General features: G+C 39.4%; 18 protein-coding genes, 1 tRNA gene and 2 pseudogenes. 8 read left to right on the forward strand and 13 right to left on the reverse strand.

What is annotated here, in order from left to right; genetic code table 11:
• Window positions 1-14: 14 nt before the first annotated feature.
• Entirely contained in the window at window positions 15-1,502 is a 1,488-nt protein-coding gene (locus tag GPJ68_RS09430; RefSeq protein ID WP_049040618.1) for an EmmdR/YeeO family multidrug/toxin efflux MATE transporter, read from the reverse strand.
• Window positions 1,503-1,662: 160 nt separating this feature from the next.
• Between GPJ68_RS09430 and GPJ68_RS09435 the strand changes: the two genes are divergently transcribed.
• Window positions 1,663-1,738: transfer RNA gene (locus GPJ68_RS09435), tRNA-Asn, on the forward strand.
• A gap of 180 nt (window positions 1,739-1,918) precedes the next feature.
• A complete protein-coding gene (locus tag GPJ68_RS09440; RefSeq protein ID WP_023063283.1) occupies window positions 1,919-3,193 on the forward strand; it encodes an integrase arm-type DNA-binding domain-containing protein in 1,275 nt (424 codons plus the stop codon).
• 46 nt (window positions 3,194-3,239) lie between these two features.
• Here GPJ68_RS09440 and GPJ68_RS09445 read toward each other — a convergent pair whose 3' ends face one another.
• Window positions 3,240-4,628 carry a hypothetical protein gene (locus GPJ68_RS09445; protein ID WP_001515502.1) on the reverse strand — a complete coding sequence of 463 codons (1,389 nt, stop codon included), beginning with the start codon at window positions 4,626-4,628 and terminating at the stop codon, window positions 3,240-3,242.
• A 194-nt stretch (window positions 4,629-4,822) separates the two neighbouring features.
• On the opposite strand from GPJ68_RS09445, the gene GPJ68_RS09450 reads away from it, so the two are divergent.
• Both GPJ68_RS09450 and GPJ68_RS09455 read left to right on the forward strand, forming a co-directional pair.
• Window positions 4,823-6,739, forward strand: a complete 1,917-nt coding sequence (locus GPJ68_RS09450; RefSeq protein ID WP_121584504.1) for a site-specific DNA-methyltransferase — start codon at window positions 4,823-4,825, stop codon at window positions 6,737-6,739.
• Between the two features lie 9 nt (window positions 6,740-6,748).
• Window positions 6,749-9,709, forward strand: coding sequence for a type III restriction-modification system endonuclease (locus GPJ68_RS09455; RefSeq protein WP_121584505.1), 2,961 nt, complete (start codon window positions 6,749-6,751; stop codon window positions 9,707-9,709).
• 126 nt (window positions 9,710-9,835) lie between these two features.
• Here the strand turns inward: GPJ68_RS09455 and GPJ68_RS09460 are convergent.
• The 6 genes and pseudogenes from GPJ68_RS09460 to GPJ68_RS09485 all read right to left on the reverse strand — a co-directional run bounded on the left by GPJ68_RS09460 (window position 9,836) and on the right by GPJ68_RS09485 (window position 15,538).
• Window positions 9,836-11,412, reverse strand: a pseudogene (locus tag GPJ68_RS09460) (prepilin-type N-terminal cleavage/methylation domain-containing protein).
• A gap of 203 nt (window positions 11,413-11,615) precedes the next feature.
• Window positions 11,616-12,185, reverse strand: coding sequence for a type 4 pilus major pilin (locus GPJ68_RS09465; protein WP_180836779.1), 570 nt, complete (start codon window positions 12,183-12,185; stop codon window positions 11,616-11,618).
• A 568-nt stretch (window positions 12,186-12,753) separates the two neighbouring features.
• Entirely contained in the window at window positions 12,754-13,077 is a 324-nt protein-coding gene (locus GPJ68_RS09470) for a conjugal transfer protein TraD (protein ID WP_063924608.1), read from the reverse strand.
• 99 nt (window positions 13,078-13,176) lie between these two features.
• Window positions 13,177-13,773: a hypothetical protein gene (locus tag GPJ68_RS09475; RefSeq protein WP_004151477.1), complete on the reverse strand. Its 597-nt coding sequence runs from the start codon at window positions 13,771-13,773 to the stop codon at window positions 13,177-13,179.
• On the reverse strand, window positions 13,743-14,057 hold the full coding sequence (locus tag GPJ68_RS09480; RefSeq protein ID WP_074172242.1) for a hypothetical protein: 315 nt from the start codon (window positions 14,055-14,057) through the stop codon (window positions 13,743-13,745). Before GPJ68_RS09480 ends, GPJ68_RS09475 begins: the two co-directional genes overlap by 31 nt.
• Window positions 14,058-15,055: 998 nt before the next feature.
• The gene (locus GPJ68_RS09485; protein ID WP_004151478.1) at window positions 15,056-15,538 is read right to left on the reverse strand and encodes a hypothetical protein; all 483 of its coding nucleotides are present in this window, start codon (window positions 15,536-15,538) and stop codon (window positions 15,056-15,058) included.
• Window positions 15,539-16,393: 855 nt separating this feature from the next.
• On the opposite strand from GPJ68_RS09485, the gene mobQ reads away from it, so the two are divergent.
• Window positions 16,394-17,950, forward strand: a complete 1,557-nt coding sequence (mobQ, locus tag GPJ68_RS09490; RefSeq protein ID WP_180836781.1) for a MobQ family relaxase — start codon at window positions 16,394-16,396, stop codon at window positions 17,948-17,950.
• A gap of 26 nt (window positions 17,951-17,976) precedes the next feature.
• Here the strand turns inward: mobQ and GPJ68_RS09495 are convergent, their stop codons facing one another.
• The gene (locus GPJ68_RS09495; RefSeq protein WP_016240051.1) at window positions 17,977-18,480 is read right to left on the reverse strand and encodes a hypothetical protein; all 504 of its coding nucleotides are present in this window, start codon (window positions 18,478-18,480) and stop codon (window positions 17,977-17,979) included.
• A 21-nt stretch (window positions 18,481-18,501) separates the two neighbouring features.
• Window positions 18,502-18,702, reverse strand: coding sequence for a hypothetical protein (locus GPJ68_RS09500; RefSeq protein ID WP_016240050.1), 201 nt, complete (start codon window positions 18,700-18,702; stop codon window positions 18,502-18,504).
• A 329-nt stretch (window positions 18,703-19,031) separates the two neighbouring features.
• On the opposite strand from GPJ68_RS09500, the gene GPJ68_RS09505 reads away from it, so the two are divergent.
• Both GPJ68_RS09505 and GPJ68_RS09510 read left to right on the forward strand, forming a co-directional pair.
• Window positions 19,032-19,700 (forward strand): hypothetical protein, encoded by a 669-nt coding sequence (locus GPJ68_RS09505; RefSeq protein WP_016240049.1) that lies wholly within the window; start codon window positions 19,032-19,034, stop codon window positions 19,698-19,700.
• Window positions 19,701-19,712: 12 nt separating this feature from the next.
• Window positions 19,713-20,753: an ImmA/IrrE family metallo-endopeptidase gene (locus GPJ68_RS09510; protein ID WP_063615966.1), complete on the forward strand. Its 1,041-nt coding sequence runs from the start codon at window positions 19,713-19,715 to the stop codon at window positions 20,751-20,753.
• 171 nt (window positions 20,754-20,924) lie between these two features.
• Here GPJ68_RS09510 and GPJ68_RS09515 read toward each other — a convergent pair whose 3' ends face one another.
• The 3 genes and pseudogenes from GPJ68_RS09515 to GPJ68_RS09525 form a co-directional block, all read right to left on the reverse strand.
• Complete coding sequence (locus tag GPJ68_RS09515; RefSeq protein ID WP_000430099.1) at window positions 20,925-21,200, reverse strand: hypothetical protein; 276 nt, start codon at window positions 21,198-21,200, stop codon at window positions 20,925-20,927.
• Between the two features lie 9 nt (window positions 21,201-21,209).
• A pseudogene (locus tag GPJ68_RS09520) lies at window positions 21,210-21,750 on the reverse strand (DNA-directed RNA polymerase subunit beta).
• A 5-nt stretch (window positions 21,751-21,755) separates the two neighbouring features.
• Window positions 21,756-22,331 carry a hypothetical protein gene (locus tag GPJ68_RS09525; protein ID WP_057057372.1) on the reverse strand — a complete coding sequence of 192 codons (576 nt, stop codon included), beginning with the start codon at window positions 22,329-22,331 and terminating at the stop codon, window positions 21,756-21,758.
• 340 nt (window positions 22,332-22,671) lie between these two features.
• Between GPJ68_RS09525 and GPJ68_RS09530 the strand changes: the two genes are divergently transcribed.
• Window positions 22,672-23,163, forward strand: a complete 492-nt coding sequence (locus GPJ68_RS09530; RefSeq protein WP_180837254.1) for a hypothetical protein — start codon at window positions 22,672-22,674, stop codon at window positions 23,161-23,163.
• The last annotated feature ends 80 nt before the right edge of the window (window positions 23,164-23,243 follow it).

The following is a 23,243-nucleotide window of genomic DNA, read 5'->3' on the forward strand; positions in this document are numbered from 1 at the left end:
CCCCATTTCGCCGCTTATTCAGACGCAACCGGTTGTTTTATGCACTTTTCACGCTCGGGGCGAGGATATTTCCATAACCAGCGGCCTGTAACCATACGCCAGTAAAATAACGCGGCGCGCACGGCCCAGTCGAAGAACATCCCTAACCAAACGCCGACTACGCCCCATCCTAATACAATTCCCAAGGTGTAACCCGCCACAACGCGACAGCCCCACATGCCCAACATCGATACCCACATCGCAAAACGCACATCACGTGCGCCCTTAAACCCTGATGGTAGCACCCAGGATGCTGCCCATATCGGCATAAACGCTGCGTTGAGCCAAATTAGGATGACTATGACCTCTTTTACATCCTGATCGTGGGTATAAAATGAGGCCATAACGCCGGCAAAGGGGGCGGTTAGCCAGGCGATGGCGGTTAAGCCGATTGTTGAGAGCCAGAATATATGGCGTAACTGGATTTCCGCTTGGGCAATCTGACCATTTCCCAGACGCCTGCCGGTAATGATTGTCGACGCGGAGCCTAAAGCATTCCCCGGCAGGTTGATGAGCGCGGCGATGGAAAATGCAATGAAGTTTCCGGCAATTACGCTGGTTCCCATGCCGGAGACAAACATCTGTGTTAACAGTTTACCGCCATTAAATAGCACTGACTCAATACTTGCCGGAATACCGATCCCCATAACTTCCCAGATAATGGCGAGATTGAGCGGTTTAAAATAGCTTTTGAAAGGAATACGCAGCGCCGGATTAAAACCAATCATCAGCACCCAGATAATGGCGAACGCACCGATGTAGCGTGAAATGGTCAGCCCGAGTCCTGCCCCCACAAATCCCAGCCCTTGCCAGGAAAAGACCCCGTAGATCAGGATGCTACTGATGATGATATTTAGGATATTCATACCGCCATTAATCAACAGCGGAATTTTGGTATTACCGGCTCCGCGGAGTGCGCCGCTACCGATCAAAGCAATAGCCGCCGCCGGGTAGCTGAGCACCGTTAGCTCCAGATAGGTGAGTGCCAAAGCCTTAACATCGGGGGTTGCTTCACCGGCGACAACGTCAATAATCTGTTCACCAAAATAGTGAATGACCGCTGCCAGCACGGTAGCAAAAATCGTCATGATCACCAGCGATTGTCTGGCTGCTGCCCTTGCCCGTCGACGATCTCGTTTTCCCAGGCTAAATGCTACCACCACCGTGGTTCCCAGATCGATGGCGGCAAAAAACGCCATGATGACCATGTTGAAACTGTCAGCGAGACCAACGCCAGCCATTGCTTCTTTTCCCAACCAGCTAACAAGGAAGGTACTCAGTACGCCCATCAACAGCACACAGGTGTTTTCCAGAAAAATGGGGACAGCAAGCGGAGTGATTTCGCGCCAAAAGAGAACCTTATAACTCTTGCGTTTGGCATACCAGGGCGTGCGGGAAGCGACCTGGCGTAAGGCAGCGGAGACGTTCAAAGTGGACCTTAAAGAAGAAAGTTGAAACCTCATTTCAAATGATGAGGGAGAAACCAAAAAGCTGCAAAGTTTTTTCCATTTAAAATGTCTGGAAATGCAACAAACTGTCGAGAGAAGCATCAATTGAAACTTATTCGGGGAAATGGGGTTTGACAAAATTTTTTTCGCCGCTAAGATAAGCCTCCACAACGATTCCTCTGTAGTTCAGTCGGTAGAACGGCGGACTGTTAATCCGTATGTCACTGGTTCGAGTCCAGTCAGAGGAGCCATTTTCAAGAAAGCAGACGTTCACTAACGTCTGCTTTCTGCATTTCTATCAATTGGTTATCCCCTCTCAGTCGTTCACCCTCGTTCACTAAAAACCACTCGAAGCCATATCATTTTGATGGTAAAAATGCTGGTAATGCTGGTTCGATTTCCCTTTTACCAACAAATGAGGGGGTGTTTTCATGTCACTGACTGATATTAAAGCAAAAAATGCAAAACCCCTTGAGAAGGAATACAAGCTTACTGATGGCTTTGGTATGTTCCTTCGTGTTACCCCTAAAGGTTCGAAATACTGGCAAATGGCTTACCGCTTCGAAGGGAAACAAAAACTCTTCTCTATTGGTGTTTACCCTGCAGTTTCTCTTTCTGACGCAAGACAACGCCGTGACGAGGCCAGAAGGCTTCTGGCTCAGGGTATTGACCCTAATGCAAAGAAACAGGCAGAGGTTAAAGAGCTTAAAGCCAAACGTGATAATACACGCTCCTTCAGAACAGTAGCCAAAGCGTGGTTCTCTACGAAAACAAAATGGTCTGATGATTATGGTGATGCCGTATGGAAGCGCCTTGAAACTTATGTCTTCCCGGTAATCGGTGACAAAGATGTTGCCGAACTGGATACGGGTGATCTGCTGGTTCCGGTGAAAAAGGTTGAGGCACTTGGTTATCTTGAAGTTGCCATGCGCATTCAACAATACATTACGGCAATCCTGCGTCATGCCGTCCAGCAAAAGCTGATACGCCATAACCCAGCCTATGATATGGAAGGTGCAGTTCAGAAACCACAAACTGAACACCGCCCTGCACTTGAGCTGGAAGAAATACCCCAGCTACTGAACAAAATTGCCGAATACAAAGGCCGCAGGTTAACCATACTGGCAATACAGCTCAATCTGATGATTTTCATTCGTTCCAGTGAGTTGCGTTTCGCTCGCTGGTCAGAAATTGATTTCAAAAGTAAGTTATGGGTGATACCCGAACAGCGTGAAGCAATTGAAAACGTCAAACATTCGACTCGTGGGGCTAAAATGAAGCGTAAGCACTTCGTTCCCCTTTGTAAGCAGGCCATGAAGATACTCAAAGAGATCCGACAACTGACTTATGAAGAAGGTCAAGATGATGGGTTAATCTTTACTGGCTGTTATGACTCGTTTAAGCCCATGAGTGAAAACACCATCAACAAAGCCCTCCGCAATATGGGCTATGACACGAAGCAGGACATCTGTGGACACGGTTTCCGCACTCTGGCCTGTAGTGCCTTAATTGAGTCCGGGCTATGGTCAGAAGACGCTGTAGAGCTTCAAATGAGCCATAAGGAAAGCAACAGCGTCCGTGCTGCTTATACCCACAAGGCAAAACATCTTGAGCAGCGTCGCCTGATGCTTCAGTGGTGGGCTGATTTCCTTGATGCTAACAGCAACGATATGGTCAGGCCGTTTGAGTTTGCTTCAAATAAATAAAGGGAAAGGCCGTTCGCGGCCTTTCAACTTCATGCTTAATTACAATCTATGCTGAATATGATACTGAATCTTTCTCTATCGCTAAACCAGCGATTTTTTCCAGCATTATTTCCCAGAGTGCGTATTTTCTTTTGTGCTCAATAAACAGGGATTTTAAATACTCTTCTGTTGAAGGGATTTTTTCAGTCCATGTAATATCTTTACTGTAATCAATGCTTTTTTTCATATCAGATGCCGCATAGCTGTAGTATTTACTCTGAGAACGGCTGATACTGTCCTCTGCCAGCACTCTACGGAGCAGAGTTGCAGAACATGCATAGCCATGCCTGTAAAGCTCACTCGATAAGGTACGAACAAAAGAACCGCGTAATAAAGACATCATCTCTGCGATTTCATTTTCACTCGCATTCATGACTTCAGAATCAAGTTTTCCATAACTATCTGTCCCGGACAAGAAAAGAATAACAAACGGAAAGCCTTTTTTCTTTGCTATGCCAGAGAACAAATCCAGTGAGTCATTATTTTTCTCTACCCGATTATAGATATTATAAAAAATAACATCACACCTGTTCTTAAATCCGTCTATACAAATTGTTTTTGCCTGCTGAATCTCGCCTTCTTCAATCAACGCCAGAGCCAACACCTCAGTCCATTTATCACGAAGCCCTGCCTGATCAACTGATTTATCTTCTTTGATTTTATTGAGAACCTGAATGGCCTCCTCAGTACACAGTTCATCAACCAGCAACTCAGCAAACTTAATGATATATTCTGGCTGATTCAGTTTTCTTTTCTCAAAGCATTGCCTGATGAAATCAACATCCCTGATATACAGACTTAACTCAACAGCACCATTGACATCACCTGTCTTAAGAAGACTTTCCCTTAAAACACGAATAACATTGTATCCCAGTTCTTTTTTATACTTATCAAAAATATCAAAGTTAAAATACACATCACCTTTAAGTACGGAAATTATTTTATCTGCTATAACATCAATGCTTTTGTCTTTTTGTAGGGACAGGGATTTTAACCATATTTCGACAGCACCATTATAATAGTCCATCCATGATCCATCTGATGTATCAGCAATTTCGCTGACTTTATCAAATGAGAGCAGTAAATCATGGCAAAACGCCTCGGTTTTTTCAGGCAGCGTTGATACCGTCTTTTCAAGTGGAAATATGACATTCCTGTATAGCCCCTCAAAAAAAATCGCTGCTTCATAATAATCATAAAAGCGTTTTGTTTTAATTACCCTTTTGTATTCAGCCTCAGCCTTTTTCAGTGATTCTTCTGGAGTTAACAGATATTTATTAATAAGAAAGGATTTTGCCTGACCATTATCCTCTGCAATATCACAAATTATTTGCATGAGTTGATCGGCAGGTATTTCTTTGAGTAAAGCAAGTTGTTTCTTGTTCAGTTTAGCCATCATCACATCCTGATAATGTTTGGTAGACGCAGAAAAACTAATTGTACTAACACGAGGACAGAACATTCAATAAAAGCATTAACATAATGATTTAAAAAGAAATCTGTAGCACGCTGTTCATTGATGAAATGCACTATTTACCGTAAAATATCCCCCATCACACAGTAACCTGATACAGAAACGTGGAATGGTCAATGAACAAACTTTCGCCTGAAATGCCCGAACTGCAATCAATGAATATCACTGCTGATAACATCACCAAGCTTAAATCATTGTTTCCTGAAGTTTTTAATGAAGGCAGTGTTGATTTTGAGGTTTTAAAGCAGCTTTTGGGTGAGAATGTAGACGACAAAGAAGAACGCTATGGCCTGAACTGGCATGGTAAGCGTCAGGCTCGTCAGCTTGCGCTTACCCCTTCTCGTGGCACCTTACGCCCATGTAAAGATGAAAGTGTTGATTGGGATAACACCAAAAATCTCATGATCGAAGGTGATAACCTTGAAGTGTTAAAACTTCTTCAAAAAAGTTATGTAAATAGAGTAAAGCTAATATTTATTGACCCTCCGTATAATACAGGAAAAGATTTTGTTTATCCTGATAACTTTCAAGATAATATAAAAAATTATCTTGAAATAACAGGCCAAACAGAAGAAGGAATATACGTAGGTTCGAATGTAGAAACTAGTGGACGTTATCATACTGATTGGTTGAACATGATGTATCCACGCCTTATTTTAGCAAAAAACTTATTGACTCAAGATGGAGTTATTTTTCTATCGATAGATGGAACAGAGGTTTCGAATCTAGAACACTTGTTAAATAATGTATTCGGAGAAGAAAACAAAATCACTTCTATCTGTTGGCAAAAAAAAGTGTCTCCTGCAAATGATGCTAAATGGTTCAGTTCGGATCATGATTTCATCTTGGTTTATGCGAAGAATAAAGATATTTGGAGACCCAAAAAGCTTAAACGTACTGGCGAACAGCTATCTTATTATAAGAACCCTGATCATGATCCTAAAGGAGAATGGAATTCTGCAACATACACATGTAATAAAAGCATGCATGAGAGGCCAAACCTTTATTACCCAATAGTAAACCCAAATACTATGGAAGAGGTATGGCCTAAAGAAACAGCAGTATGGAAATACTCAAAAGACATAACTGAAAAATATATAAATGAAAAACGTTTATATTGGGGAATTGATGGGCTTGCAAAATTCCCGCGTGTAAAATTATATCTTTCAGAAATGGATGATGTTGTTCCAAGATCCATCTGGAATTATGGCGATGTAGGTCATACTCAACAAGCGACGAATGAAATAAAGGAACTATTTTCTGGTGAACAAGTATTTGATACACCAAAACCACTAAAATTGTTAAGAAGAATAGTTCAACTATCATCAAATAAAAACGATGATATCATTTTGGATTTTTTTGCGGGTTCAGGAACAACAGCTCATGCTATTTTTGAACAAAACAAGGAAGATGGCATTTCTCGCAAAAGTATTATCGTGCAACTTCCTGAAGTTTTATTAGAAAGCAATCGTGAACAGAAAGCCGCGTACTCTTTTTGTATGAAAAACAATCTCCAGCCAACAATAAGTGAACTTACTAAAGAGCGCCTACGCCGCGCGGGTAAAAAGGTTCGTGAAGACAATCCAGAGTGGAAAGGTGACGTTGGTTTTCGTGTTTTCAAACTCGATACATCTAATATCCGTCCGTGGGAAGCCACAGCAGAAACCCTTTCAGAACAGATAGATGCCTATGTAAGCCCAATCCTTGAAGGCCGTAGTGAAGAAGATTTGCTCACAGAGTTAATGCTAAAGCGTGGCATTGACTTGAGTGTAAACATTGAAATCCGTCAGTTTGATGGATTAACCGTTTCTTGCGTTGACGGTGGCAAATTGTTTACCTGCTTTGCTAAACAAATCCCTGCATCTTCAGTAGAAGAACTGACCAAGGGGATCATCGACTGGCATAAGAGTTTGAAAGCTGGCAAAGATACTGTCTGCTATTTCCTTGATGACGCATTTGAAAATAATATTGCTAAAACTAATCTTTGCGCCATTCTGGAACAACACGGCCTGACTAACCTGCACAGCCTGTAAGGGAATGAGATGAAACTACATTTTGAATCTGACCTTACCTATCAGCAAAACGCCATAACATCGGTCTGTGATTTGTTTGAAGGGCAAGAGAAATGGGAAAGCGAAATGACTGTGCTGGCCCCAGCTCAGGGTGCACTCTCATTTGAAGGCGCAACAGGTTCAATGCCTGTTAACCCACAAATACCCGAAGATGATGTACTGCTTAAAAATCTGAACAATGTTCAGTTAAAAAACCAGCTTCCACCTTCACCTGTGCTCGACAGCCATGATTTTACTGTCGAAATGGAAACAGGGACAGGTAAAACGTATGTTTATCTTCGCACCATGCTGGAGCTGAATAAACGCTATGGCATGAGTAAATTTATTATTGTGGTTCCTTCAGTTGCTATCAAGGAAGGCGTTTATAAAACACTACAAATCACTGAAGAACATTTCAAAAGCCTGTATGCGGGAGTTCCATACGAATACTATCTGTATGATTCGGCAAAACCTGCGGATGTTCGAAATTTTGCAACCAGTTCTGTTATGCAGATCATGGTAATGACTGTGGGTGCGATTAACAAAAAAGATGTTAACAAGCTCTATCAGTCCAGTGAAAAAACAACTGTGGACGATCTGGATAAGCCCATTGATTTAATCCGTGCTACACGTCCAATTATTATTGTCGATGAACCGCAAAGTGTTGATGGTGGCTTGAACGGTGCGGGTAAAACCGCACTTGATGCTATGCACCCCATGTTCACCTTACGCTATTCAGCAACACATATTCATAAACATCATATGGTGTACCGCCTTGATGCCATTGATGCTTACAACCAAAAACTGGTCAAACAGATCGAGGTTGCCGGGCTTGAAGTCCAGAATGCAAGCAACAGTCCTTATGTGAAACTGGTCAGTATTAATAGTAAGAAAAATGTTATCAGCGGTACTGTTCTTGTTGATATAGCCGATAAAAAAGGGAACGTAAATCGTTCAGAGATTACCGTATATGACGGTATGACACTCGATGACGAAACAGGACGTGATATTTATCAGGGTTACCGGATAAGCGAGATCCGAACGGGCAAAGAGGGTTATCTTACACTGGAAACACCTTCTGATACCTACTATATGAAAGTCGGTGATGTCGTGGGGGATATTGACCCTATGCTCATCCAGCGTCATATGATCAGACGTACAATCCGTGAACATCTGGATAAAGAACTTCGCCTGAATACTCAGCAAATCAAGGTTCTTACCCTGTTTTTCATCGATAAGGTTGATTTCTACCGTCAGTTCACTGAAGAAGGACAACGTGAGCCGGGTGAATATGCCCGTATCTTTGAGGAAGAATACCTTAAAGCCATCAAAAGTCCTGCCTATAAAGATTTACTCCCTTCTCATCCAGAACATGCTAAAGACGTTCATGATGGTTATTTCTCCATTGATAAAAAAGGTGCATGGGCTGAAACAAGCGAAAGCAATAATGCAGGCCGCGAAAATGCTGAACGTGGTTATAACCTCATCATGAAAAATAAAGAGAAGCTTTTGAGTTTCTCGAATCCAGTGAGGTTTATTTTTTCACACTCTGCTTTGAAAGAAGGCTGGGATAATCCAAATGTATTCCAGATCTGTAGCCTTCGTGAGATGGGGAGTGAACGCGAACGCCGTCAGACATTAGGCCGTGGGCTTCGCCTGTGTGTTAACCAAGATGGTGAGCGTGTCCGGGATGACAGCATTAACATTCTGACTGTAGTTGCCAGTGAAAATTATCAAGCCTACGCCGAGCGCTTACAGTCTGAAATTGAGAACGAAACAGGCATCCGTTTTGGCATCGTCGAAAAAGATGCGTTTGCCCATCTGATATGCTCTGATTCCTCACAAGTTGTAGGTATCATCGCTTCACAGGAGATATGGTCTGAACTACATGCTGAAGGTTATCTGGAAAAAACCGGGAAAATCACCAAAACACTGAAAGAGACTCTTTTCGATGGCACTTTTACTGTTAGCGAAAAGTTCCTTACCCTTCAGGAGCAAATTGAATCTATCCTGCGTAAATCAGCAGGACGACTCAATATAAATAATGCTGATGAGCGTAAAGTAATCAAATACCGGAAAGAGGTCTTAAACAGCCCGGAATTTGAAGCGTTATGGCAGCGCATTAGTCAAAAAACATTGTATCGTCTGGCATTTGATGAAGATTTATTGATTAAATCCTGTACGAAATCACTTTCTGAAATGCAGCCTGTAGCAAAAGCAATGGTCAGTTTCAGTAAAGCCACAATAAAACAAAGTCAGTCAGGTCTTGGTGTTGAAGCTCAGTCAAATGGAACGACAAGCTCTGTTATTGATGTTGAAGAACAGCCACTGCCAGATGTTCTTGGTGTTCTACAGGAAAAAACGGGCCTGACAAGACGCAGTTTATGCACCATCCTTAAAGAGAGTGAAAAACTTGCTGATTTTGCTAAAAATCCACAGCAGTTCATCAGTGAAGCTATAGGCCGAATCAACTACTGTAAACGCCTGTCAATTGTTGATGGTATTAAATATTATCCACTAAAAGGAGAGGTGTATGCGCAAAGTCTCTTTATGGATAAGGAGCTAACAGGATATGCCCGCAATCTTTTCGAAACCTCGTCTAAGTCAGTTTACGAATATGTTCCTAAAGATTCTGAAGTCGAAAGCCGTTTCGCTCAAGAACTCGAAGAACAGGATGAAGTTAAGCTTTATGTGAAGCTGCCGGGATGGTTTAAAATCCCGACACCATTAGGGACTTATAATCCTGACTGGGCCTTAGTCATTGAGGATAATGGTGAAGAACATATCTATTTTGTTGTCGAAACTAAAAGTAAACACATTGGTCTTGGTCATGAAGAAGATGCGAAGATAGCCTGTGGAACTGCGCATTTTAGTGCCCTAAAAGAAGAACAGAGTAATGCAGCAAAATATGTTAGAGCTACAGATCTTACAGAAATAATGGGTAGCCTCTAAACTATATAAAATGGCCTTTCAGGAGGCCATTTAAAAAATCATAAGAATATCCGTGCTTAATAGATTCAGTGAGTTAATAGAAATCTTGTTTATTTAATTTTTATTACATTTGTTTAGTTTTTAATATTATTGGCATATAGCATAAACAGTTATAGTAGCTGTAATATTTTTAGTTGTATCACATCCTGCATACCAACTGTTATCACCATTAGGTCTGGAGACCGTTAACCAAACATATCCTTCTGCTGTATTACATTGACCGCCTCCACCTACAACTTTTTCTGAACCAGCGCAATAAGCAACAGCTCCGGGGAAACGATAAGCAGAGGCATATGCTGTTCTTATTACTGGACTTCCTGTTGATCCGCTCCATACTCCATTAACACAAGAAATAACTTTACCTTCTGGTGTTCTTCCTACAACACCATTTGGAGAACATCCCCACCCTATATTGGCTTGTCCATTTATATAAACAAATTCACCAGCGTTTATTCGACCATTAGCATCAATATTTCCATTAGAATGAACATAGTTTGAGTTTAAGTTTCCTGATGCCCAGACATATTGAGTATTGACCTGATGCCCTACATTAATGTCATTTGATGCATAAATATTACCACTACTATTTAAATAAGCATTAACAGCACCTCCAGAGCCTGCACCAACTGTTCCGGCAGCATAAACATCATTAGTTCTTAGACCACCACTCCAGCCTGAAGGCAATTCATTAGGATCAAGACCATTAGTCGCAAGGCGTTGCTGTATTTTTGCGTTTTTCCACACTTGTAATACTGTTGTATAATTCGCAGCATTAGGAGAATAAATGCTTAATGGCCTTACCCCATTACTTAATCTTATTTCATAATCCTCCCCTGATGCATCACCCCCTAATGTAATTGTATCCCCATATCCATTATGTGCGATAACTTCATGTGCTGCATTTATATTTCCATTCGATGTAATATTACCACCAAAACTCCCTGCCCCTGCCGCTTAATGTCTTTTACATTAGTGATGCTATTACCACCCATATTCAGGTTGCCGGTCATAGGTAGTGTTCCATCACGACGAAGATAGATAGCATATAACGAGCTGTTATACCCGACTCTGAAGGCAAGTAATCCATCTCTTGTAATATTGTTGAATGCGGTGTTTTGTTCCTTCCACTGGCTTTGGAATCCAGCAACAGAGGTCGCATCCTTTGTCATACCACTGTCAACACCAGCAACTTGCATTGCTTTACCAAGAAGATCATAACGGATGTGTCCGCCTTCGATCCATGCTGATGATGTTGTAATCAAACCGTTAATAACATAGTTAGGTGCGGTTCCTTCACGTTTAAGTATAATTTTATAGGGAGACTTATATATGTTATTCCCGTTATATGATGCAGGTAGTAACCCCTCATTAACAAGAGTATGGTAATCAATTTCACAGCCTGTAGAATTACAGGTTCTTGGTCCCGGATCGCTACTTTGATTACTGCTTGATGTCAGTGTAGATAACTTATCATATCTCATACTGATATAACCATTAACTGCCTCACCTAATTGTTTAATTTGTTCCCCTGCTGTTTTAGCAACTAAATCCTCTTGTTCAACTTTCATATCTTGGAATTTTATTAAAGCTATTGCACTGCCGATGCCTAGAGCAAGGATCAGCTCCAATAGTGAAAATCCCTTTTTTATACCAAACATTTTCATTTCCCACCTCACATAATAAAATATATAACTCTACAATTAACAGAGGTGTAAAATAAATCAAGGCCGCAAAAACACAAATATAGAAAGCATGTATGAAAATTAGACGGACGGGCTACTGGATGTATTCTAAGAAAATGATACTTATTATTAAAATAATAATCTCACTGTGATGGTGAGATTATTACACGAGAGAGAAAAACAATTTATATGGACGTGAAAATCAACTTATTACTGTTTCCACCTTTATCACACTCTGTAGCAGTAGACGCCACATTTAAAACTCCACCTGCAGCTTTAACATTACCTGCTGTGCCAACACCTGCAGTATAGAAGTTTCCTGCTGCTGCCGTGATGATCTTCGTGCATTCAGATGCCGGAACATTTTCATAAGTGATGGTAAATGAAGAACCATCCGCCCCTGACGGACCAGTTTTATCCGCAGCCAATGTAACATTTCCTTTGAAAGCATTGATGGGCTTAGCGGCTGAACCAGAACCACTTAACATATTATCCGGGAATATCTTCGCCCGAACAGCAACAGAGTTAGTTAATCCAGTAAAACTGGAGGCAGAAGTGAAGAGTGCTTTCACACCAGCCTGTATCGTTGCGATGTTATTACTTTCAGCCTGTGCTCTCTGTGATGCCTGTACTTTAGGATATACTATAAAAGCGGCTACAACTAAGGCTGCTATAATACCCAAAACAAGTAATAGTTCTAAAAGAGAGAAACCTTTTTTACTTTTTTTGTTTTTAATTAATACTGTTTTTTTCATTTCCTTTATATCTCCTTGGTTAACTGGAAAGATATAAAATAGATAGCGGAAACATAATATAAAACAATACCAAATAAAATCTTTATCGCAATTTAACCGATAAACGGACGACCTTTAAAGCACAAAAAAACACAGAGGAAAAACAAGATTTTTTCTATTGGATGATAAATAATACTTTCAATTTAATGGATACTTAGATAATTGATGATTATTTTAAAAGAAAAAGGGCTGGGATAAACCCAACCCTTTAACTGGAAGATAACTTCCTGACTTTATTAAAACCACCGCAGATTTACAAGATTGAATATGGAGTTATTCATCTGTAGTAGTACTTAAAAAATATAATAAATAAGATTGTTTGTCAAATCTTTTTTAAGAAATATGCAGTTAATTAAGAAATTAAAAAAACAACAACCGCCCTATAAGGGTTAAATAGGGCGGCTTGTTGTCAGGACGTGAAAAAATGTATTTTATTATATAAGGATTGAATGTGTTAATTTAGAAATCAACATATGATGTTAATTAAAATATTATTGTTTGTATGTCAAATTAAAAATTGAAGATTATATTAAGTTTTCCTACCTTTAATGCTAGCCAGAAATAACAGTCCATTTTTTCTAAATCTCACCTTATCGTCAGGATGTAGATTTGGGATCTCCAACAGCATTCCTAAAACTAGTTCCTTATCAACCGTGAAAACATCACAATCTAATGCTTTAGCAACTTCTGCACCTAGAATGATCTTCTGACGAGTTTCAATCTGTTTAGTTTCTTGCTTGGATTTATGTTGTAAGCGATTCAAACGCATCTGAGCTGAAGCCAACTGCTGTTCTAATGTCTTTTTAATACGTGGCTTAGTTCTGTTTTTTTGCTTTTCTGATATGTCATCCATAATCGTTCCTCTTATCGGTTATATATGGATCATATACAACAATAGAACTTTATCGTCAAATCGACTTTTACAAAAGATCCGACATTCAAGTAATTATTCTTATCGCTTTCTATAATGTGGGAACTTATGTTTTAACTCATTAAAACATTCAACTACGTTTTGATGTTCAATTGAAAAGTAGTCAATGCTTCTTTGTAAAAGCTCATTGGCAACGTCAACGACTATATCACTCCCTTTATTATGATTATAGACAGTGAACACATCGGCAATCCAATGATAGCAACAAAGCGTTAATAACATACAATAGTCTTGATGCTCTTTAATCCCCGATATGAAAGTATAATCATTATAATCTACCTGCCTTGTTCTTTTATAAAATCGTTTAAGAGTTGGTTTCATGATGATTAAGTTATTTTTAACCATGTCATAATGAATATCATCTGACACATAACCATTCTCCAGAAAAAAATGATTACTATGGACATAAAGGGAATAACCTAGTGATACAACAGAAACCCCATGCTTCTTACATAAAGACTCTGAAAAAACTGGATGAGTTTCTATATATCTTATAAACTCACTTTCCTTAAGATTTTTTGTTTTCAATTTCCCCATGTATTCCCTCTTATAAAAAATAATAATATCATCATTAATGAATGGATGCTTTAACGACGAAATGACACTGGTTTTTTCCATTCAAACTCTGCTTCAAACCTTTCTTTATTTCTTTCATTTTTAATCTGCTCAGCCTTACGTTGAGAACGTATTTGTTCTCTTGCAACACATAATACTTTCCTTCGCTCCTCTGCTGTTAATTTTTTCCCTTTAACTCTAGCCGCTGCATGAACAGCGTCATCAAGAAATCGCTTTTCCGTTAATGACACTCGCTGCAACCTTCCAGCACTATGTTGCTTTTCTTTTTTTAATTTTTTTGAAGTGTTATCAGTTACATTTTCAGCCGCTTGTATTTTATTAATCACTATCTTCTCTCCTTATTTTTCATAATTTACTAATTAATACAACTAAAACAAAAGAAACTCAAATTAATCTATGTAATTTATTTATCTTATAATTCTAATTATTTGTCGTTAGTGCCTTTATAAAATGGCACCTTACTTATTTATTCTCTGAAATTTAACTTTTTTATTTTATTTCAAAAAATTCGTACTAGTAGTACTTTAATTTAATTAATTTAGGATCTGGGGTTTTAGATAGCGACTTTCAGTCGTAGTAGTTTTCCGTCAGGAAAACTTGGTTTTGCTTAGAGCTTCGCCTCTCCTAATCCGCATATAAAAAACAAAAATCAAAACATACCAGTATTAAAACTGATTGTTGAAACTGGTTTAATTTTTTTTATAATACGTAATAGGAAAAGGCGCTTCTCATGCTATGGCTTAGAGCTACAATACGTTTCCATATTGCGACACCCTTCTGCACTTCCATAGACAACATCATAACTTTAAAAACATTTCTCGTTTTACTAAAGAAATTATACTGCTGTTTCTAAAAGCCTTAGATGTGCGCTTCAAGTTGATGTTACGCAGACTCCCCGCTTTGGCATCAACAATAACCTTGAGAATGAATCAAACACTGTCGCTCCTACCTTCTCAGACCCGTACAATCAGGTTTAACGTTATTGCTTTCGAGAACTAAAATGTTTTTGGAAATGGTATTTGACAGGCTTGTAAAAAGTTTCGATTTAGATTTGACAAATATGAAAAGATTATTTAATACTTTATTATATTTGTAATCACGTTGTCGTTGAACTGATTACAAGACTTCAAAAGTCGGCAAAACTTTTTTAGTCCTTAAAAAGTCAACTTTATGAAGTTGGCTTTTTTTGTATCTTCATTTTATTTACATCGACATTTTTTATTTGTCAAATAATAATCAATAAAATATTTTCCACACATAGCTTTCAAATTATTATGTATTGAGCTATAGCCAATCATATTCTCTTTTTCGCAGCCTGAGCCTTCTACCATTTAACCATCCCATGATCAATACTTTTACCGAACTTCTTAATTAACCCGTCATTTATATATGATCTTATTTTTAATTTTCTAAAATTGAACCCATAAACTTCCTGTTGAAAAATTGTAATAATCATCGGAACGTCAGAATGCACAATCCTCCCACTATCTAGCCAATTAATCATTTTTTCCAAAACACTCTCTCTGAAACGTTCAGTCACAGTTTTAAATGATATATCAGCATCATCCATCACCTCTTTTATTTCGCTATTAATTTTATCACCATGATCACACAAAAGACTTAAAGATATTTTTTCGCCTATATCGCTTTTGATTTCCATTATCTCATCATTATATGATTTGATGATACCTTTTAGCTCATCGTAAAACTTACCATAAAAATAAAAATCTCGTGTAATGCATAGATTAATATGTTCAAGTTGTTTTTTGTTTTTCTTCTCATTATTATTTGAATTATATTCACTCATCTTATCCACCCTCAGCTAAATAGATAATACTCTTCTTATATTTATTTGCTTTTGTCAAAAACAGCACTTCGTGATTGTCATAAACAATCACTATGCTGAATAGGGCTTGCCCTATTAATGATGGTTTGTTCCAATCATGGGTTTTATTCTCATACCTTGCTAGCGCTCACTCACATAAAACAGGTTAGACCACTTAAACTAAAAGTGATGGAATATTGGAAATAATGAAATTTAAAAACATGATATGTAAAATCCACCTAGCTTTCAAAACCAGACCTCTCCGCGTTACTTATTTTTACATATTAGTGCTTTTCATTTAACCTGTTAATATCCATTCTATTTCTCATAACTAAGCTGTGATTTGTGCAGCACATAAAAGAGTCTGTTATTTTAGGAATTTCAGTTATCAACTAAAGATTTTCAACTCAATTTTAATAAAATTCACGTTCCCGCCTACGGCGGGAGACTAATTAAACTACTTTTGCCCTTACGGGCGCTCTCTAAAACCATAATCATTAATATTCGTGTAATACCTCAGCCGTTCATCCGATTCTAGCCTTGTAAATTTCACAGACAGTAAAACTAGAGTTATTATTTAAGTATAGAAAAACTTTAAACATTGTCGTTATTTTTAGCTCCTTTAGGAGATATAAAAATAAAGCAATGCCCACCTATACACTGCTACGCAGTGTGTGGGGTCTACCGACGGTTGCCTGCCGCAGGCTAACACCGTTTCCTTCGGAAACAAGGTCAACGTCAACACCAGAGTTTTTCTTGCGAAAAACTAAAACCAGCATAGTCGCATTGGAGATTTATATTTTGGTTTGATATTTATATTGAGGTTGTTTTCATTGTATGGCTATTTTTCATCTTGATTTTAAAATTGTGAAACGTTCAGAAGGCAGGTCTTCCGTTGCGAAGGCTGCCTATCATGCTCGTACACGTATAACAGATGAAAGAACAGGTGATACGTATGATTACAGTCGCCGTACTGATTTATATGGGCACTTCATATTAGCTCCAGCTAATGCACCAGAACACATCGTAAAAGACTCTACAGCATTGTGGAATGAAGTTGAAAGAGTTGAGCGCCAGAACAATGGTCAAACATCCCGTTATTTCGATGTTGCTATTCCTGCCGAGTTAAACAATGACGACAAGAAAAGACTTGTCCTTGAGTATTGTCAGAAAAATTTCGTTGATAAAGGCATGATTGCTGACATCGCTTTCCATGATCTTGATAGTGATAACCCTCATGCTCACGTTATGTTAACCTTAAAAACCATAGGCCCGGAAGGTTTTGGTAAAAAAGAAAGAAGCTGGAATGACAGAAAAATGTCTGTGTTGTGGCGTGAATCATGGGCATCTATGGCGAACAGCTACCTCGCTGCTGCTGGTTCGCCAGAACGTATTGATCATCGTTCCCTTCAAGCCCAGCACGAAGAGGCATTAGAAAAAGCGGCGGCTGCTCTGGATAATGAAGAAAAAGCACTATGGCTTGCCAAAGCCGCTGAAACAAATCGCCCTGCGATGAAACGTATCCACAGTGCCAAATGGCGTAGTAAGGCTGCTCAGGAGCAAAGAGCCGCAGAACAGGCTGTTCGTGATGTAGCGAAGCAGGAAGCAGTTGAAGTCTACAAAACATTCAGCGAACTTGATCTTGAAATCGTCGTTGATGTCAGAAGCTTTACGATTACACATCTTGCTGAACCAGAAGAAATTGTTTTACCAGAAACGCGATCCAGCTCTTCTACCAATGAAGAACAAAACCAAGAAAAACGTAATCTCTCCGAGATTTCGTCAGAAAAACATAGACCTTTACTGGTAGCACCAGCTCCTCATACTCGTATGCGTGGAGTCAAATCTTACCGTGATAAAACAAAAGTCAGTAAGGTTGTTGCTGGTATTCCGCCATCAATCAGTATTTCTGATTCTGGTACAAATACTATTCTGAAAACATCCACCTCTCAAAACCCAAACAGGGCATCCAGAAGCGCCCCTGACCGTGCAAGAAAGCATAAGACTACTCCACGTCAGGATAATATTTTTAAACGCTTCACTGCCCTCTTAGTTGATTTTATCAGGGATAAATTCATATGGGCTAAAACAGACAAAATTAAAGTTGATATTATCAGTGAGGAACATGATAAACGTATTGCTGAAAACTACGTCTTTGACGAGGTATTAGGCCGTCATATCTCTCGCACTGAATATGAGAAAAAAGCCAAGTTTAACCAAGATGACTATAAACCAACACCTGATGAGATTCGACGTTTCCCAAGCCGTCTTAAGCAGGATCAGGCAGAACACAATCAAAGTGAGAATCTCACCCCGTCTGTACCACTTGAGCAGATGGGAAAGGATAGCTATCCAAAGTTCAGGCCACCGGGATTACGAAGTAGAGATTCGTAGAGCTATAACAGAATGAAACTATAATATCATTTATCAGTTATAGCTTTGATTAGTTTACCAAAGCTGATAAGCCCACCCCGAGAAGTCAAATGATTAGGCAACTCTCTGGTTTTGGGAAATTTACGGTGTTTCGGACCAAAAGATAGTATTATTAGCTTTTTCTTAGTTGTAGGGTCATACCATCTGTAATGAATAACTGCTGCAGATGTTGCCCCAGATATATTTAAATCACGGATCTTGGCTTGGGTAGATGTTGAGTTAGGATCATATGGTCCAATATGATAATGCCAATGACCGCCTGCTTTATATCCTATAAGGATTGATATTTCATCACCATTAGTATCAGTCCAAGACGGCTTATTTTTCCCTCGAAGAAGTTTTCCATCTTCTACATCAAGAACAAATAGTGTTAAAAGACCAGCTTCGCAATTAGAAGTAAGATCATTAGTCAAGAGTGAGAAATCACAAAATTTCTCTCCTCTATAATTACCACTAATAAAATCAGGATGATAATAAACGATAGCAGGCATAGTAAATTAACGTATAATAGATTATTTATAAAAAAGGTGAGGGGTAGCCTCTTGCTCTTCACCAAGAACTGTTTTTGCAACCTGACGTTGCCACTCTAGAAGAGACTGTAAACGCTCTTCTCTTGTGCCATCACAAACAGGTGCTTTGATCAGGTCCGATTCGTCAATGTGCTCACCACGCTTGAGAAGCATTTCATGTTCTTTAGGCTTTAAACTCAACATAATAACCTCCTATCACTCTTAAATAAATTTAAGCCAAAAATCTCTTTTTGTCAATTATTTATACAGTTTCCTACTAAGAGCCTATCCATTAGGCTAGGCGTAATTGTTGCAGGCAGTTTAAGCACAAACAACGCTTCAATCCCGGAGCGTACAGGTAGTACGTAAGGATTTTAAGCACCACCTCGCTTCAAAATGACCAATTAAATAGGCTAATAGGATAGGCTCTTAGTCTTTACACATAGATACTGTAAAAATCATCAGTTCACTTCTTGATTTACCCCCTAATTTTAGGTATAAAATCAGGAAGTGACGAGTGATGCGAGAACCGTATGAACAATCAAATGCAGCGTAAGGTAGTTTTTGGTGATGAGGCAATTGCCAATGTTTCTAAATATGGGATTAGCGAGTATGCACTTCAAGCAGCTATAGAAGATGGTCTTCTGGAGATCAGACAAAGTACTGATCTAGATGCTAAAACAGATCCGGGGTCTCGTGCTTGGGGAGCGGTTATTCGTGGCTTGCGCCGTGAATTGCTTACTGATAGTGAAGAATGGAGCTTTTCATTTGTTAGCGGGTTAAACCTGACTCATAACAAGGATAAAGGGTTAAATATTCTCGTTATGAGTGGCGACAAGTACACTGGTCTTTTAGATGGGAATCCCAAGAGCAAAAACCCTAAAGGGGCTGCTACTGAAGTTCTGGTCGGTGAAAACTTTGAATTGTTTAATCCTGAAAAAGGGATTTCTCCCATTGTCGCATCAGAACCTGTTGATTCGATGATCAACTTTGTTCTCCTTTACTTTTTCGATTATGGTAATAAAGAAGTGCGCTATGAATTATCCATTCCCGATGGAATGAGCAATTCTGCTGGTAAAACGCGAATAGCTTCATGGAAGGAACGATACATTTTCGAAGCGATTCCGTTTGTTAATAAAGTTATCCCTCTTAAAGAAGAGTTTAACGAAACCCCTGCGTTCACAGTTATTAGAAACGAGTAGTTCGGATATCACATGGCAAAATTTAACCCTTCGCGCCTTAAACTTGCAAGGACAAGAAGAGGATTAACAATGACAGCCTTAGCAAAAAAAGCAGGGCTTTCTTTGAGAATGATCGTTGATTATGAGAAAGATTATTGCCTATATGAGCCATCTGAGCAAACTATAGCTTCATTTGTAGATGTTTTAAAATATCCTGCCGATTTTTTCTTCGGTGAAGATATTGAATCAATTGATCCTTCTACAGTATCTTTTCGTTCTCTGAAGAAAATGACATCTGCACAGGAAGGTGCAGCAATTGGTGCAGGTCAACTCGGATTGATTGTTAGTGACTATTTTGAACAGTATTTTAAATTACCAGAACTCAACCTAATTGATTTAAGAGGCGAAACACCTGAATCAGCTGCACGAGCACTTCGTGATTACTGGAAACTTGGCAGTAAAAGCATTTCTAACATGGTTCATTTGTTAGAAATGAATGGGATTAAAGTATTTTCATTATCAGAAAATACAGCGGATGTTGATGCTTATTCGTTTTGGAAAGCAGGAAAGGCATATGTATTTCTGAACAACCAAAAAACTGCTGAACGAAGTAGATTTGATGCAGCTCATGAACTGGGGCATTTGGTTCTGCATAAACATGGAACACCTCAAGGCAAGGATATTGAAATTGAGGCTAATGAATTTGCTTCAGCGTTTTTAATGCCAAAAGAGAATATTCTAGCTGCAAAAATGCGCAATCCATCTTTAGATGCCGTGCTTCAACTTCGTCATAACTGGAAAGTATCTACCTTTGCTCTTATTTACCGTATGAGGCAAGCGGGAGCATTAACTACTTGGCAATATAATAATCTTGTAAGAGAAGCTTCTGCACGTGGGTTTAGATTGAGAGAGGATCAAGTAATGGAGCGAGAAAGATCTATGATCATTGACTCATTACTCGACGCCCTAGCTGATGATGGTATAACCTTACCGGTGATTTCTCGCCAGCTAAATATCCCTGTAGGGGAGCTTTCTAATCTGTTGTTCAGATTTGGTTTGATTCAAAGTATCTGAATGTTCAAATGAAGTGAGGCTAACAGATTAGCATTTCAAGATGTTAGCATTGTCCACTTATGGCACAGATCAGTCTGTCTGTAATTGTTTGTTGTATCAGTTTCAACTTTTTACATACAAAAAAACCATACCTAGATAAGTCAATGGTATGGTTTCCTGTATTAAGTCTGATTACATCCTTCTTCTAAACACAACATTATCAGAGAAAATTGCCTTACCTGCGACAAACCCAACAGCCGCAATGATTGGTAGGCTGATAGTAGCTCCCGCCATACCTGTAGACATTCCGATCAGTATAGACAGGCCGAAGGTCAATAATATAACCACGAAAGCATACCAGCCGGGGTAGGTTCCATACAGAACCGTCGCCATGCAGCCGGTGCAGACATGGACACCCCTTTGGCTTTCTTTCAGGCAAAATGGACACTTGATGGTATTGTTTTCCATGATAGCCCCTTAGATCGCTTTCCAGCCATTGCTGGTTTTAACAAGATTAATCATGCCGTCTTCAGGTTCATTCATACCCTTGACGCTGGAGAACGCTTTTTTGTCCACCCATGCAGGAACATCCGCCAACTTCCATGTTATGACACGCGAACAATTTTGATTACCGTTTCCCGGTTCGGTCCATTCCTTTATCTCAGCAACCCCGATGACCACACAGGCACCATCTCGATCCAAAACTCAACCGCTTGGCCTTTGTCTGTTACTTCCAGAACATCGACACTACTGAAACCATTTGCTTGTTGAGAAACATCAAGCAGCCCTGATTAGCCAGACCTTTCAATATTTCATCACTGGCACTATACCCCGCTGAACGGTAGCCATGGTTGACCCGGATGGGGAAGCCCTTATTGAACACAATGTCATTATCCTGTAAGGAGTAGCACAGCTTTGAATGTGAAATCTTCGCATTGATAGCTTTCTCAAAATCACCTTTTTCACCGCAGCCTGATAACAACACGGTAAGGCCCGCAATGGCTATAAATTTACGCATGGTTCTTATCCCTTTTTGTGACTGATAGTGCCGTTTTTCAGAACAACCAGACGAACTGGCATATCGGCATTGTTGACGGTAGCGAATCCACGGACTTCGAAGTTGTTGACTGTTCCAGTGACACTGACTTTCTGGCCTTTCTTGTAAGTCAGAACGGCATCATCAAGGCCGGAGTAGTAATCCAGCCAGACCATCCCGCCGCAGTAGCTTGTATCGGCTGTTTTAAAGAGCAGATAATAGTTAGGGGCTGATTTAGGCATCCCCGTCATCATATCGCTGGCACTTCTGCCTTTCGTAACTTCAAGAACAGTCGCATTTGCGATTGAGATCCGTTTTCCCGTCCATTTTTTCTCTGCTGCCATTGCGTTTTCTTCATAGTCTTTGCAGACAGCACCAAGGCCAGATACAGACGATACCGGGCCAAGGCTTTGAGTGGTGGCAGTTCCCCCCAGCGCTTTACCTACTGAAGACAACGAAGAACTGATTGCTCCATTAACTGTATTCACGCCATCGTTGAGCTGCTGGCAGCCAGAAAGAAACACCAGAGAGACCGCCAGTGGTAAGAAGTTATGTCCTTTCATTTATTCCTCAAGGATTTAGTCAGATTCGTATACCCCAATCCCGGCGCACTGACCTATAGATCAGGAGTTATCGTCTAATCAATTGATAGAATTGAATTATTTTTAGTGTTCGTCACATCGTTTAAATCGATCGATACAAAACATATGATAGTCACAGGCTATCATAAATAACATATCGATCGATTAAAGCAATTAAAAAACCGATCGATAAATCCTTTCTAATCGTTAGAATCTATCAATATAAGCTTATCGATCGATTTTACAGATCATTTGCTTGAGTATGCTGGCACTGGCGACTATGCTGGGCTGAGATAAAGCAGTAAAACAGCGAGGGATGAGCATGGAAAACAACAACGAGCAAAGCTTTATGGAAATCTTCGAAAAAGATCAAAAAATCGCTTTTGTTGACTCGTTCAGCGATGCTGCTTTGTCTTACGAATACGAACAGGCGGGCTTCACCATTAATTTAATGCAACGCTCGGTTCTTCTCTTTAACCATAATATAAAGAAAAACGTAACTGCCAAGCAGTTGCGTAAAAATAATATAAAGAAAAACGTAACTGCCAAGCAGTTGCGTAAAAATAATATAAAGAAAAACGTAATGTCTTCGACATTGCGTAAAAATATGAACAGCACATTTATATACCCATATAGCAACATCAGGGAAATCAACTACACGCTGCCTGATTGCAGATCCGATGATGCCGAGATCTGTATTATGACTGGTGATGTATTAAATCCAGTCTGGACGTTCAGGGTTCCATCTCATGCATATTATATTTGCGAGCAATGGGTGGAAGTATTTAATAACCATATTTTCTTTGGCCCATAAACGAAGTATTAAACAAAAGGAAATTAAATATCTGACTAATGATATTAATTAATAGAATTATTTGCTTTTTATAAAGTTAA

It is taken from the genome of Citrobacter sp. 172116965 (assembly GCF_013458095.1).
GTDB lineage: Bacteria > Pseudomonadota > Gammaproteobacteria > Enterobacterales > Enterobacteriaceae > Citrobacter > Citrobacter braakii.